General features: G+C 59.2%; 12 protein-coding genes. 4 read left to right on the top strand and 8 right to left on the bottom strand.

Annotation, left to right across the window (positions count from 1 at the left end; translation table 11 throughout):
* Positions 1 to 12 precede the first annotated feature (12 nt).
* The 3 genes from QA648_RS25465 (at position 13) to QA648_RS25455 (ending at position 2,011) form a co-directional block, all read left to right on the top strand.
* On the top strand, positions 13 to 327 hold the full coding sequence (locus tag QA648_RS25465; protein ID WP_104826613.1) for a MocE family 2Fe-2S type ferredoxin: 315 nt from the start codon (positions 13 to 15) through the stop codon (positions 325 to 327).
* A 109-nt stretch (positions 328 to 436) separates the two neighbouring features.
* Positions 437 to 994, top strand: a complete 558-nt coding sequence (locus tag QA648_RS25460; protein ID WP_260305022.1) for an NADPH-dependent FMN reductase — start codon at positions 437 to 439, stop codon at positions 992 to 994.
* Between the two features lie 129 nt (positions 995 to 1,123).
* Complete coding sequence (locus QA648_RS25455) at positions 1,124 to 2,011, top strand: DMT family transporter (RefSeq protein WP_283054172.1); 888 nt, start codon at positions 1,124 to 1,126, stop codon at positions 2,009 to 2,011.
* A 101-nt stretch (positions 2,012 to 2,112) separates the two neighbouring features.
* On the opposite strand, the gene QA648_RS25450 is transcribed toward QA648_RS25455, so the two are convergent.
* The 8 genes from QA648_RS25450 to QA648_RS25415 all read right to left on the bottom strand — a co-directional run bounded on the left by QA648_RS25450 (position 2,113) and on the right by QA648_RS25415 (position 11,670).
* A complete protein-coding gene (locus QA648_RS25450; protein ID WP_283054171.1) occupies positions 2,113 to 4,452 on the bottom strand; it encodes a polysaccharide biosynthesis tyrosine autokinase in 2,340 nt (779 codons plus the stop codon).
* An 84-nt stretch (positions 4,453 to 4,536) separates the two neighbouring features.
* The gene (locus QA648_RS25445; RefSeq protein ID WP_260305025.1) at positions 4,537 to 5,442 is read right to left on the bottom strand and encodes a UTP--glucose-1-phosphate uridylyltransferase; all 906 of its coding nucleotides are present in this window, start codon (positions 5,440 to 5,442) and stop codon (positions 4,537 to 4,539) included.
* Between the two features lie 4 nt (positions 5,443 to 5,446).
* Positions 5,447 to 6,499: a glycosyltransferase family 2 protein gene (locus QA648_RS25440; RefSeq protein ID WP_283054170.1), complete on the bottom strand. Its 1,053-nt coding sequence runs from the start codon at positions 6,497 to 6,499 to the stop codon at positions 5,447 to 5,449.
* A complete protein-coding gene (locus QA648_RS25435; protein ID WP_283054169.1) occupies positions 6,496 to 7,437 on the bottom strand; it encodes a glycosyltransferase family 2 protein in 942 nt (313 codons plus the stop codon). Before QA648_RS25435 ends, QA648_RS25440 begins: the two co-directional genes overlap by 4 nt.
* On the bottom strand, positions 7,434 to 8,432 hold the full coding sequence (locus tag QA648_RS25430; RefSeq protein ID WP_283054168.1) for a glycosyltransferase family 2 protein: 999 nt from the start codon (positions 8,430 to 8,432) through the stop codon (positions 7,434 to 7,436). The genes QA648_RS25435 and QA648_RS25430 overlap by 4 nt, the downstream gene beginning before the upstream one ends.
* A complete protein-coding gene (locus tag QA648_RS25425) occupies positions 8,429 to 9,637 on the bottom strand; it encodes a glycosyl transferase family 1 (protein WP_283054167.1) in 1,209 nt (402 codons plus the stop codon). The genes QA648_RS25430 and QA648_RS25425 overlap by 4 nt, the downstream gene beginning before the upstream one ends.
* Before the next feature lie 107 nt (positions 9,638 to 9,744).
* Positions 9,745 to 10,548, bottom strand: a complete 804-nt coding sequence (locus tag QA648_RS25420; protein ID WP_260305030.1) for a glycoside hydrolase family 16 protein — start codon at positions 10,546 to 10,548, stop codon at positions 9,745 to 9,747.
* A gap of 9 nt (positions 10,549 to 10,557) precedes the next feature.
* Entirely contained in the window at positions 10,558 to 11,670 is a 1,113-nt protein-coding gene (locus QA648_RS25415) for an acyltransferase (protein WP_283054166.1), read from the bottom strand.
* 654 nt (positions 11,671 to 12,324) lie between these two features.
* On the opposite strand from QA648_RS25415, the gene QA648_RS25410 reads away from it, so the two are divergent.
* Complete coding sequence (locus QA648_RS25410) at positions 12,325 to 13,284, top strand: glycosyltransferase family 2 protein (protein ID WP_283054269.1); 960 nt, start codon at positions 12,325 to 12,327, stop codon at positions 13,282 to 13,284.
* Positions 13,285 to 13,287: the final 3 nt, after the last annotated feature.

Here is a 13,287-nt window from a genome sequence, read left to right as displayed (position 1 = left end):
AGGGAGGCAGGAATGAGCGGCAACTGGATTAAGGTCTGCGCGGCGGATGCGATCGACGAGGAGGACGTCATGCGCTTCGACCATGGCGGCAAGACCTTCGCGATCTATCGCAGTCCGGAAGACGACTATTTTGCCACCGACGGCCTGTGCACGCACGAGCAGGTCCATCTTGCCGACGGGCTGGTGATGGACAACATCATCGAATGTCCCAAGCACAACGGCCGCTTCGACTATCGCACCGGCGAGGCCAAGGGCGCCCCCGTCTGCGTCAACCTCAAAACCTATCCCGTCAAGGTCGAAAACGGTGCCGTTTTCATCGATATATGAGGGGCAGGCGATATTCGACTTGGGCTATCCGCATTCACATGACCATCGGTCCTTGACGAATAGTATCGAGCTATAAATCTCTCCCCATCCAATTCTTATGGGGGACGCGATGAAAATTCTCGGCATATCGGGCAGCCTTCGCAAGGGCTCATTCAACACGGCACTGCTGCACGCCGCTGTCGCGCTCGCGCCGCCGGGCGTTGAACTCATCGCCGGGACGATCCATGGCATTCCGCTTTATGACGCCGATGTCGAGGCCGAAGGTATTCCGGAAAAGGTGAGCGAGCTCAAGGAGCTGGCCGCAGCCTCCGACGGCCTGATCCTGTTCACGCCGGAATACAACAATTCGCTTCCAGGCGTCTTCAAGAACGCGATCGACTGGATGAGCAGGCCGCCCAGCGATATTCCCCGCGTCTTCCGGGCAAAACCCGTCGCCGTTCTCGGCGCCTCGCCCGGCAATTTCGGCACGATCCTTAGCCAGACTGCCTGGCTGCCCGTTCTGCGCACGCTCGGCGCCAATCCCTGGTTCGGCGGCCGGCTGATGGTGTCGCGCGCCGGCAGCGTGTTCGATGCGGAAGGTCAAATCGTCGACGAGAAAGTGAAGCAGAACCTCGCCGCCTTCGTCGAGGGTTTCGCCGCCTTTGTCGAAAGCACGCAAAAAAGCTGATCGACACATTTCGTGTAGTAAGGCAGATGCGGGAGCCTATGATCGAAAGATCGAATGGCCTATTATGATCGGCAGCGTCGGTTCGGCCGGCGCTTCCGGGGCCGCATACCATCCTTCCTTCGAGCCGAAATGAAATCCAATACTGCCGGTTATGTCTTCACGCTGTTGGCGATCAGCATATTCGCCATACAGGACGGCATCTCAAAACATCTGGTGAGTGCCTATCCGCCGCTCTTCGTGGCGATGATCCGCTACTGGGCCTTCATGCTTTTTGCCGTGGCGTTGGCGTCGCGCTCACCAGGCGGATTGCGTGTCGCCATCCGCACCAAACGGTCGCGCCTGCAGATCGCCCGAGGGCTGCTGCTAGCCGCGCAGATCGTGGTCGCCATCTCGTCCTTCGTCATCGTCGGCCTTGCTCGTTCGCAGGCGATCTTCTCGTCCGGACCATTGATGGTCGCGTTATTGTCCGTGCCGATCCTTGGCGAAAGGGTCGGTTGGCGGCGCTGGCTGGCAATCTGCATTGGCTTCGTCGGCGTGCTGCTGATCCTGAAGCCGGAAAGCGGCTTTTTCGACATTCGTTTCCTGCTGCCGCTTGCCGGTGCCCTGTTGTTTTCGCTGTATGTCGTTCTCACCCGCTATGTCAGCCGGGACGATTCCGCGATGACGAGCTTTCTTTACACCGGCGTCGTCGGCGCCGTTGCCATGAGCTGCATCGGACCGTTCTTCTGGGCACCGGTTGTGCCGTATGACTGGGCTTTCCTGGGTGTGCTCTGCCTCACGGGCATGTCGAGCCACTATTTTCTCATTCGCGCCTATGACCTTCTCGACGCGGTGGTGATCCAGCCGCTCACTTATCTGCAGCTCGTCTTCTCGGCGATCATCGCCGTCTCGATCTTCGGCGAGACGCTCAATGTCTATACTGTGATAGGAGCCATCATCGTCGTGGCTGCGGGCATCTTCACGATTTGGCGCGAACACGTCCTGGCACGCGCCGGTGCCAGGACGTTGAAAGCGTAGGGGAGAGCGGTTCAGCGTTTTACGGAATCGCCTTCCCGCTCTATCACTTTGTTTTTACGCATTCCGGACCGAAAACCGGTTCGCACTTTTCCTGGATTGCTCTAGGCGTCGATTTCTGCCTTCGGTTGTTCCTCGGTGTAGTAGCTGGTGTATTTCTGCCGGTAGCGCTCCGTGCCGCCGAAGTCGCTGTAGCGCGACAGTTCCGACATATCCGTCTTGTTGAGGATGACGCCGAGAACACGCGAATTGATCTGCGGCTCCTGTTCCAGCAAATCCCTGACGAGATTGGTCGGCGTCGCGCCCCACTCGGCAACAAAGAGGAAAGCGTCCACCTGCGGCGCGAACGCCTTGGCGTCGATGACCGGGCCTAGCGGCGCAAGGTCGACGACGATGTAGTCGAACATCTTCCGCGCGCTTTCCATCAGGTTCAGCATGCCCTGCGAAGACAGGAGCTCGCTGGTATGCAGCAGATGATCGCGTAGAACCACCGGCAGAATAGCAAGCTTGGTGCGTGGATCGACCCTGACGGCACTTGCCCAGGGAATTTCGCCGAGAGCCGCCTCGATGAGGCCGGTCTGCGGCGGTGATTTCAGCATCCGGCTCAAACCGGGATTGCGCAAGTCGGCATCGATCAGCAGCGTGCGTTTGCCGCTGCTCGCGAGCAGCGCGGCAAAATTGGCGGCCGTCGTCGACTTGCCTTCGCCGGGCAATGCCGAGACAACGCCGATCACGCGGTCAGCCCGTCCTTGCAGCATGACATCGCTGGCAAGCTTGGCGTTGCGCAGGGTTTCGGCGAATATCGAGCGCGGGGCCTCGACCGAGACACGCATGATCCGTTCGAAAGCGACACCGGTCTCGGCATCCTCGGCCGTTGCCGGCCCGACTTTGAGCTTGCGACCCTTCTTTTTCTTCTTGTCGAATGTCTGTTGGCCGAGCAGCGGCAAATAGCCCAGGAATTTGAGGCCGAGCGCTGCGCGCACATCGGCTTCGACCCGGAAGTAGCGGTCGCGGAATTCCTGCAGCGCGGCAAAGGCACCGCCGGCCATCAAGCCGAGCACGATCGAAAGTGCCAGGACGAGCGTCTTTTTCGGGCTTGACGGCGCGGATGGCACACCGGCGGCGGAGATGACGCGGGCCTTGGCGATCGGGAAGGAGCGTTGCTGCGATGCCTCCTCATAACGGCTGAGATAGGATTCGTAGAGCGTCTTCAGCGCTGTCGCTTTCTGGTTCAGCGCATTCAATTGCACGAGGGATTTATTGGCCTCGGAGTTCTTGCCGACCACGCCTTCGATGCTGTTGCGCAGCGACACCGCACGCGATTGTGCTACGTCGAATTCATTCTTGTAGCTCGCCGTCAGTTGCTGCAGTTCCTGGTAAATCTGCCGCGTGATGTCTTCGCGCTCCGCCTTCAGCGCCACGGCCTGGGGATGACTGGCGCCGAAATTCTGCGTCACGTCCTGCTCGCGCTTCTGCACATTGAGATAACGCGTCTTCAGATCCTGCAATACGCTATTGTCGGTCTGACTGGACGAGATCGTCGCGTTTTTCACCGCATTGTCCGGTCCCTGATCGATGATCGATTTGTATTGATAATAGCGCGCCGAGGCGCTGGCGGTATCGGCCTGAGCGATGATCAGTTGCTTGTTGAGATCGGAAATCTGCTGTTCCGACATCAGTTCGCCGCCGGTCGAGGTCAGACCGTTCTCGGCCTTATATTTTTCGACATCGAGCGAAGCCTGTTGCGAACGCTCGCGCAGGTCGTTCAGTCGCTCCTGCAGCCAGACGGATGCCCGCTCGGTCGCATCGAAATTGGCATTGAGCTGATCCGTCAGATAAGCGTCGGCATAGGCCGCAGTGACCTTGGCGGCCAATTGCTGATCGGTCGAGCCGAAGGATACGGAGACGACGGAACTGCGGGTGACGCGCTCCACCTTCAGAGCGTCCTGCAATGTCGCGGCGATTTGCTGACGTTGCGCCTCGCGCGCCTCTTCGGCAGTTAGCGGCGGCTTCGCCGGTTTAAAGGCGCTGGCAATCAGCTTCACGCCGGATTTGATCAGCGCTACCGGCGACTGCGGCGGATTGAGGATCGCGTCATTGTTGACGAGGCCTGCCGCATCGACGACGCGCAAGGCCATCTCGTTGGATTTCAGGATTTCGACAGCGCTGGCGATCTCCATGTCGGCCTGCTGGCTGCTGGCCTGCGGCGGCTGGTCCTCCGCATATTTGGTCATGGTTTCGTCGAGCAATATCTGTGTCGCTGACGTATAGGTCGAAGGTGCGGTCAGCAGATAAGCGACCGCCAGTGCGACGAAGATGACCACACCGGCGAGGATGGTGCGGATGCGACGGGTGATGACCGCCATCAGCCGGTCTAGGTCAATGAAACCATCCTGCTCCTCCTTTGGAAGAGCGCTGTGGAAGGTGAAATTCTTCTGATGCATGGCGACCACCTTGTCGGAGAAGCCTAAATGAATAGCGGCAATGGCCTGCGGCCATCGAGGCCGCAGGCGAAAGTGTGAAGCGGCTTAAGCTGCGGTCATCTGCGCTTCGTGCGAGAGAACCAGGCTTCGGATCGAGTCGTAAACGAGACCGCCAATGTCCGCGCGTGCCAGCGCGAAGGCGACGTTCGCCTCGATAAAGCCTTGCTTCGATCCGCAATCGAAAGTCCGTCCGCTATAAGCCTGGGCATGGAAGTCCTGTGTTTGAGACAGGCGCAGCATGCCGTCGGTTAGCTGGATCTCGTTGCCAGCGCCGCGTTCCTGCCGCGCCAGGATGTCGAAGATCTCAGGCTGGAGAATATAGCGCCCATTGAGGTAAAAGTTAGAAGGCGCCTCCGACGGATGCGGTTTCTCAACCATTTTGGTCACACCGAAGCCGTGGCGAACCGGCGCTCCACGGCCGATAATGCCGTATTTCGAGGTCTCTTCCGGCGCACATTCCTCGACCGCGACGATATTGCCGCCGACTTCGTCATAGAGTTCCATCAGCCCGGCCATGCAGCCGCGCAGGCCATGGCAGACCATATCGGGCAGCAGCAGCGCAAACGGCTCATTGCCGATCAGGTCTCGAGCGCACCATACGGCATGGCCGAGGCCGAGCGGCGCCTGCTGGCGGGTAAAGCTGACCGAGCCGGCCCGCGGCAGAAGACGCTCCAGTTCGGAAACCTGCTTTGTCTTGCCCGCTCTATGCAGCGAGGAGATCAGCTCCGGCGTATCGTCGAAATGATCCTCGATTGCCGATTTGTTGCGGCTGGTGACGAAGACGATGTGCTCTATGCCGGCCTCGATGGCCTCGTCGACGGCATATTGCACCACCGGACGATCGACAATTGTCAACATTTCCTTGGGCATCGCCTTGGTGGCCGGCAGGAAACGGGTTCCGTTGCCAGCAACTGGGATGATTGCTTTTCTCACACGATGCTTAGGGTCCATAGCTCTATCCTTTGTTAGAGTGAGGGCCTGCGCCCAAACTGGGGAGGGAGGGGGAGATCGGGGACGCCGACGCGACTTCGCCGCCGCCCTGCAGGACGGTTGTCTCGCCGTTGCCCCGAAGAAGGGCGGCAAGACGACGCAGACGGGCCGCGATCGGCATGCGCAAATGACGAACCGCGCCCGGATTGCAGCAGGCAATTTTCAGCGCGTTCGGTAAGGAACCGTCCTTGATGCTGTCGACAAGCATTAGGAAGGATAGTGTTTCTTTCAGGTTGCGCGTCCGTCGCCGTTGGGCGGCCAGAGCGGCGGCACCGAAAGGATGTGTAGAGAAAAACTTCTGGTCGGCGGCAATCATCGCCTCGACATCTTGCCGCTTCAGCACGCGCGAGATCGAACCTTCGCGAATGTAATAGAGATAACCGGCTGTCGGTTCGACAGCGCAGACGCCGCCTTTAGCCAATGCGGAGGCGAGAAAAATATAGTCCTCGCCGATCCTGAGGGCCTCGTCGAAGCGCAGGTGGTGCTTCTCGAGAAAGGCGCGCTCGAAGACGGGCTTCATGTAGCCGAAATTATGCTCGGAGCGGAAAATCATGTTCGACATGATGAATTTCTGCAGCGTCAGAACCGGCAGGCGCGCGAGTACGGCTTCCGGAAACATCATGCCCGCCGCCTCATCCGCTCCCCTGATAACATCGAGATTGTCGACGACGATCTGGGCCTCGGCCTTTTCGGCCCGTGCAATCAGCCGTGCCATGCGGTCCGGGCGTAGCGCATCGTCGGAATCAAGCACGGCAACCCAACGGCCGCGAGCGGCGTCAAGGCCGGCATTGCGTGCCGCGGCGGGACCGCCGTTACGGGGCATGGCAACGAGCCGAACGCGCGGATCGGGGTGGTTGCCGGCAATCGTCGGGGTATTGTCGCTGGAACAATCGTCGACGACGATCACCTCCATGCTGACGGCACCCTGCGCCAACGCGCTGTCAATGGCGCGCTCCAGAGTGTCCTCGGCGTTGTAGGCTGCGATGACGAAACTGACATCAGGGATGAAATCCGTCATTGCGGTGCTTTCTCCAAACTTCCGTATTGTTCGATTTCGCGGACACCGAACAGGCCGCTGACGACGCCGGCGTGCATGATGCCACGCAGGCCGTAGCGATGGCGCTGCACGGGAAAAGCGGCGAGAAGCGCGGCGGCGGCAAAGCAATAGCCGGATTTGGCGCCAGCCAGCGCGATCGCCTTCCACCGGCGAAGACCGGCCGACGTCTCCAGCAGCATCCGCCCATGCGTCTGCCCCATGCGGAACCGTCGCTTCGTGAGCCAGGCAACCGTTGCCCGCCCACTTGGCACGGGTTCGTAGACCATGGCATCCTCAGCAAAGGCGATCTTCCCGCCCGCCCTATGCATGTGGGCGAAAAATTCCGTATCTTCGCCACCGCTGCGCCCCAGCGCGATGTTGAAGCGGCGGCCGGCAAGCGACGGCGCGTTGCGTCGCAGCAGGGCATTGCAGGTATAGCCCGTGCGGATATCGCCGGAGACCCAGACCGGCAATGTCGAATGGAAATCGCCGCGCCGCATCCAGCCCGGCGCGACGTTCGGATAGACGGCGCTGACGGGGCCGAGCACCGCGTCGGCTCCGGTGGTATCCGCGGTCACCAGCAATTCGGCCAGCCAATCCTCGGATGCGGTCTCGTCGTCGTCGATGAAAGCCACGAAATCGCCGGTCGCATGCTCGAGGCAGGCGTTGCGAGCGATCGAAATGTTCGAAGCGGGGCAATGCACATAGGCAATCTCGAAAGGCACCGCCGAACGCATGGCTTCGACGCGGTGGCGTGCACTTGGCGTCACGTCATTGTCGGCAACGATGATACGGACAGTAACGCCCACAGGAACGGTCAAGACCGCCAGCGACAGCAGCGTCTGATCCAGCTCGGCGCGGCGATAGGTGCAAACGGCGATATCGATCCTCACGGATCGGCGCTCCGGGTTTCGCGTCATGACACCACCTTGCGTGCACGGAAGCTGAAGACTTCCATCCAGAAACCCATCGACCAGGCAAAATGCATAACCATGGCCGAGACGGCGGCGAGAGGTCCGTACGGATTCCGCTCGCCGAGCGCGATCCAGAAGCCGTAGGCAACGCATGCAAAAGCCCAAAGGCTGATGGGAACGACCGCAATCCAACTGAGGATCGCCAGAAACGCGCCGACGGAGATCGGCACCACGGCCAGCGGCAGCATCTGGCGGACGCTCGGCATGCTGCGGTGCTTGAGGATATTGCGGGCACGGCCGCGGCCGTAGCCAAGATACTGTCGGAAAAGCGTCGGAACGCTGGAGCGCGGATAATAGGTCATCGCCGTCTTGTCGGTGAGCCAGATGCGGTAGCCGGCCTTCCGCAGGCGATAGTCGAGCTCGGCATCCTCATTGTGGCTGAAGGCTTCGTCATAGCCGCCGACGGCGCGGAAAGCAGTGATGCGCATCAGCGCATGATGACCGTGATCGGCCCAATGCCCCTTGGCGCCTTCGCGGTGCTTTGAGCCGCCATTGCCGAGCTTGGAATTCTGCGCCACCGCCGTCGCCTTCTGGAAAGCGCTAAAGCCCATGGTACGCATGGCGACGACAACCGAATCCGCCCCAGTCGCCTGCGCCTCCTGCGCGAGGATCTGGCAGTAGTCGCTGGGATAATCGCCATGGGCGTCGATGCGAATGAAATAATCGTAGTCGCGGCCAAAGGTTTCGATGGCAAGATTGATCGCAGCACTTTGTAGCCGCTTCGGGTTGTCGAGCAGGAGAATGCGCGGATCGGCTGCGGCGATCTCCTTGACGATGTCGCGCGTTCTATCCGTGCTACCACCATCGGCAACCACGATCCGGGCATCAAGTTCGTCCAGAGCACTACCGAGCTTGGCAATCAGCGGCTCGATATGCTTCTCCTCATTGAGGCAGGGAATAACGATTAAGCAACGCATATCCATGGGAATTCCGGTCTTCATTGCAATCCACCTCTATTGCGATGCATTTGTGGGAGGGCTTTTAATTCGGCGGTTTGGCCACTGGCGCGGGTAAGGGAGGCCAGCCGCTGCACCAATCCTTGGCATTCGGCGCGGTCGGTCATCCATTGCCTGCGGTCCTGCGCGGCCAAGGCGTTGAAAGCGGCGAGGTAGCGCTCCTTATTTATGTCGCCCAGGAGGGCGACAAGGTGCGCAGCATCCGCCTTCTCGAGCGTCAGCCCAATTTTTCGGTTTGCCAGGAACCGTGCGGTTTCAGTGCCATTGAAGGCGATCGGCACGGCGCCATGCAGGCCGCCTTCATAGAGACGGTTCGGCAACAGCCAATTGGAATTCAGCCCTTCTTCGAAGAAGTCGATCGCCCACGAGAACTGCACCTCGCCATAGATCGCCGCGAGATCCTCGGGATTTTTGTAGGGGCCACCGAAGCGCATGAAAGGCGCATCGCGCACGAAGCCATCGAAATCACTGAACTCGGAATAGGCCGGCCGGCCACGCAAGACGATCTCGAAGCGGCCTTCCATCTGACGTGAAAATTCAGCAAGCATTTCCAGTGATTTGCGACAGCGAAGCGCGCCGAACCAGCCGATCTTCCAGGGCTCGTTGGCGGCCGGCAATCGCGGCGCAACGGTAATTTCAGCCCCGATACCCTCGATCGCCAGGACTTTGTTCTCGAGAAGGAGGATCGGCAGGTCGAGGCCCGAGCGAGAGCGGAAATAATGCTCGACAAAGGCCGGCGAACTGGTCAGCAGCAGCGCCGCATCCGCGCCGAAATGGCGCTCGATGCCACGAAGGGCGCCGCCGAAGGCGTCCTTGCGCAGCAGCAGTCGGTGAATATCGAGGCACTCGTAGACAACGGGCATATCGCCGCCGAAGATCGACTTGGCGCGATTGGCCACGGCCAGCATTTCAAGATTGCGGCCGATGATCACGTCTGGCTTTTCAATCGAACGCAGCAATCCGCGCAGTTGCAGAGCAGACTTGGCAACGGCAGCGATACGCTGTGCGAACTGCGCATCACGCGTCCGCCCGAGTTCGATCGGTTCGACACCGTGCACGGCAGCCAACGCGTTGTCATCGCGCCGAAAGCCTGCCAGCGTTACTTTCGCCCCACCCGCCTGCAGCATCAGCACCCGCCTGCGGACGGCGGGGTCGGCGAGATCGTGGACGAAATAGAGAATATGCAGCATGAAAACTTCCGCTCTCGTACCCGGTCGGATGCCAGGTGCCTCGTTTCGTTCGTGTTGCACCACGTTCATTGCTCCGGCTGCGAAATCCGCTTCGCAGCCGGAATGTTTCAGTTGATCTTGCAGGCGACCGATTCCGGGAACTGGCACTTATCGCCCGCTGCCGTGAAGGCAACGCGATCGATCTGCATGGTCGCCGGCCCACCGCCATAGGCGAACTTGCCCATCCAGCCGCTCAACGTGTCTGTGCCCCAAAGGCTGAAGAAGATCTTCTGCGCATGCGTCGGGATCTTCGACGGATCGGTAACCTCCTGGACGAGCTTGCCGTTCAGGTAGTAGCGGAGCCGATCCTTTTCCCAGACGAAGGCGTAATCGTTGAAGCCTTGATCGGCGCCGCCGGCGACCGGGACGAGTTTCTCATTGCCGCCTTTGGCGCCAATATATTGATTGACCTGAACCTGTCCGAGGTTCTTGCCGAGCACTTCGAAATCGATCTCGTCGTGCGGTTTCTTGTCGGTCGGACCTATATAGGTGAAGAAAGCCGAATTAAGGCCGGAGCCGGTCGCGGTGCGATAACGCGCCTCATAGGTGCCGTAGCCATAGGTCTTGGTCGTCTGGATCTCGCCGCAGGCATAGTCCCGTTGGCCGGTCTTGGCCTGGGTGAATTGAAGCTGCAGCATGCCGCCCTCGACACTGACCTCCTTCTTGGACCAGGTGCAGTTCTGGTGCGGGCCGTTGTTCCAGCCATCCGAAACGAACCACCGGCCGCTGTCGATCCGGTCGAAATTGTCGACGAAAGACTTGCCGTTCGGCTGATCCTCCTGCGCGGAAACTGCGCAAGGGATGAGACCGACGCTCAAGACTGCGAATGCAACAAGGTTAAGTCCCCGGGAATGGAAGATCGGTTTCGTCATGTGTCACCTTTACTCGGAGGTTGCCCGCCGGCCATCGGCCAGGGCTTCGACACGCGGCCGCATGCGGCTGCCGGTCAGTAGATTGTAGAAAGAGGGCAGGGCGTTGCGCGCCATGCCGTTGGTCAAAGGCAGCACCGTCAGGGTGATGGCGGCGGCCAGCAGGTAGAAGACGGGATAGAGATCCACGCCGGTTCGGTTCCACAGAATCCAGAGGCTCAGCAGCAGCGGGTGATGGGCGCAGAAGATCCAGAAGCTCAAGCCGCCGGTTTCCGCCAATTGCTGACCAACCTTGCTCTTGATCAGGATTGCCGACAGCGCCCAGAAGCCTGGAATACCGGCGAGCACCATCATATCCCGGCTGAATTCCAGCCATACTGGCGGTTCCGGCGCGGTCAAATAAGCCACTGTCGCCCACAGAATCGCGAGTGCGAGAAAGGCTGCGCCGATGGGGGCCGCGTATCGGTCGATGATGGTTAGATCGATGCGATAGAGGCTGAGATAGATGCCGAAACTGAAGCTGAAGAGGATGGAGTTCCTGAGCACGATGCCAAGCGGTACCGGCAACGCCGCGAGCATCAGCAGAAATACCAGCGTCGGCAGCGGGTAGCGGCGGATCAGTATCGCCAGCAGCGGCGAAAGCAGGATGCAAACGAAGAGATCGCGCAGAAAATAGAGGGGCAAATCAATCGGCGCGCCTTCGGTGGCAAACAGAAGTGTAGCGAGGGTGCGCGGGCTGGCATTCGTCAGATCCGGCAGATAGCCATCGCCGATACCGCTGGCCTGCAGGATCAGCACAAAAAGAAAAAAGGCGCTGTTCCATAGCAGAAATGGCAGGAGAACGGTCCTTGTCTTGCGGCGGACGGTCTTGCCGTAGTCCAGCGAGGCCGCGCCGTGGCGGAAAAGCAAATAGCCGGAAATGGCGCTCAGGCAGGGAACGCCCACGCGAAATAGGCTGTCGCGCAGGAAGACCCGAAGCCAATCAAAGAGGCCATAGGCGCCGTTGAATGGGCTGGAATCCGTATCAAACGGGATATGTACAAATACGATGCCCGAGATGAGCACGATGCGCATGAGATTGATCCGCGAAGACACGTTGGCAGTCACATTCACGATAGCTGTCACCCCTTTTTCGGACCGCTCCCCCCTTGCAGCCGTTTCAACCAGAGCAGACTAGAGCCCGCAGACGTAAGCTAGGGCGATCTGGCGAAAGGAAATATGGCACTGCAGCAAAAAACCGGGGTATATGGCCTCACAGACGTGTCCTGGCGCGATGAAAGAGATGAAGAAACATCTAATTCAATCGGATTAATACCTATGGAAGTGGTTGGTTTAAAACGATTTTAAGAGTGGTATAATGTTAACGCGATAGCGTGGAATTACACGCTGCGGCAGCACCAAATTTTTTTCCACCGGCCGAGGATTTTTTTGCATTGCCGCAGATCGCACGATCAATCGTGATCAAAATAGGGCGATGATGCAAGCTTATTGAGAAAATGCGAATAAGATCACTCACTTATGGGTTGCGATTTCGTTTTCGACCTTCTGCTTGAGCCGACGAAGGTTACGATGTCGACGATGGCAAATGCTCTCGTTCTCGATAAAACGCACTCTCCGTCATTGTTCGGAACAGATCGGGCACTAACTGTTGAGGCCACGGCGACATCCTGTCTTTCGGGACCGGCTGAAAATTCAGCGATGGAGAGTGTCGAAAAGCGCATGGCGGTCCCTATGAAAAGGGGCCACAAACTCTTTATTGAAAACCGTAAAGGCTCGAAAATGGCGTCGATCACGATTGTTATTCCCTTCTACCAGAGGCAGACAGGCATTTTGCAGCGTGCATTGACATCGATATCCAAGCAGGTGTTTCAGGATTTCGATATCCTCATTGTCGACGATGAATCGCCGCTTCCGGCAGAAAACGAGCTTCAGGCGCTTAGCGAAGAAGAGCGGGCGCGAATTACGGTTATCCGTCAGGCCAATGCGGGACCGGGTGGCGCACGCAATACCGGCCTCGACAACGTGCCGGCTTCAAGCCGTTTTGTCGCCCTCCTGGATTCCGACGACGAATGGGCGCCGCAACATCTCAGCAACGCCTTCGAAGCACTGACGCGGCACGATGCTGATTGTTATTGGGACTCGATCGAAGGGGGCGAGGAGTTCTCCTACCATTTCAGCATGGCGGAACTGGCAAAATCAGTGAATGCCACCCGTCTCTCCCAAACGCCGTCGCTTATCGAAGTTCCTGATATCGCCAGCGTCATGCTGAAAGATTGGAGCTTTCTGCATCTCTCCTGCATGGTGATCGGCCGACCACTGTTCGAGAAAATCCGTTTCGAGGCCGCATTGCGGCTGGCGGCAGAGGATGTGTTGTTCTTCTGCGACTGCATCCTGGCGGCCAAACGCGTGTTGTTGTGTGAAGATACCGGCGCGCTGCGTGGCGAAGGCATGAATATCTTTCACAGCATTGATAATGATTCACCGCAATTCCTCCGGCAGCAATTCAACACCTGGACCGCGCTTAATACGCTGGAACAGCGGTTCTTGCGCCGGCCGCAGGATATAGCGGCCATTCGCGCCTATAAAAACCGCGCCCGCAAACAGGCGCTGTGGAGCCAGGCGCGGCAGTTGCGGCGCAAGCGTTTGCCGCAACTTGGGCTACTGGCGCAATGGGCGTGGAAAGACCCGGCAATATTGCAGAGTGCGGTGCAGCTTGCCGCGGGCAAGTTGGCGCCCTAGTTT

Source organism: Rhizobium sp. CB3171, from assembly GCF_029714265.1.
GTDB lineage: Bacteria > Pseudomonadota > Alphaproteobacteria > Rhizobiales > Rhizobiaceae > Rhizobium.
This window is presented reverse-complemented; position numbering and strand designations above follow the sequence as displayed.

What these genes read in the sequence shown, in the direction of transcription:
- QA648_RS25435 (WP_283054169.1), bottom strand. Translation starts at nt 7,437, where the DNA reads ATGACGCGAAACCCGGAGCGCCGATCCGTGAGGATCGATATCGCCGTT.
- QA648_RS25455 (WP_283054172.1), top strand. Translation starts at nt 1,124, where the DNA reads ATGAAATCCAATACTGCCGGTTATGTCTTCACGCTGTTGGCGATCAGC.
- QA648_RS25420 (WP_260305030.1), bottom strand. Translation starts at nt 10,548, where the DNA reads ATGACGAAACCGATCTTCCATTCCCGGGGACTTAACCTTGTTGCATTC.
- QA648_RS25440 (WP_283054170.1), bottom strand. Translation starts at nt 6,499, where the DNA reads ATGACGGATTTCATCCCTGATGTCAGTTTCGTCATCGCAGCCTACAAC.
- QA648_RS25445 (WP_260305025.1), bottom strand. Translation starts at nt 5,442, where the DNA reads ATGGACCCTAAGCATCGTGTGAGAAAAGCAATCATCCCAGTTGCTGGC.
- QA648_RS25430 (WP_283054168.1), bottom strand. Translation starts at nt 8,432, where the DNA reads ATGAAGACCGGAATTCCCATGGATATGCGTTGCTTAATCGTTATTCCC.
- QA648_RS25450 (WP_283054171.1), bottom strand. Translation starts at nt 4,452, where the DNA reads ATGCATCAGAAGAATTTCACCTTCCACAGCGCTCTTCCAAAGGAGGAG.
- QA648_RS25410 (WP_283054269.1), top strand. Translation starts at nt 12,325, where the DNA reads ATGGCGTCGATCACGATTGTTATTCCCTTCTACCAGAGGCAGACAGGC.
- QA648_RS25425 (WP_283054167.1), bottom strand. Translation starts at nt 9,637, where the DNA reads ATGCTGCATATTCTCTATTTCGTCCACGATCTCGCCGACCCCGCCGTC.
- QA648_RS25460 (WP_260305022.1), top strand. Translation starts at nt 437, where the DNA reads ATGAAAATTCTCGGCATATCGGGCAGCCTTCGCAAGGGCTCATTCAAC.
- QA648_RS25465 (WP_104826613.1), top strand. Translation starts at nt 13, where the DNA reads ATGAGCGGCAACTGGATTAAGGTCTGCGCGGCGGATGCGATCGACGAG.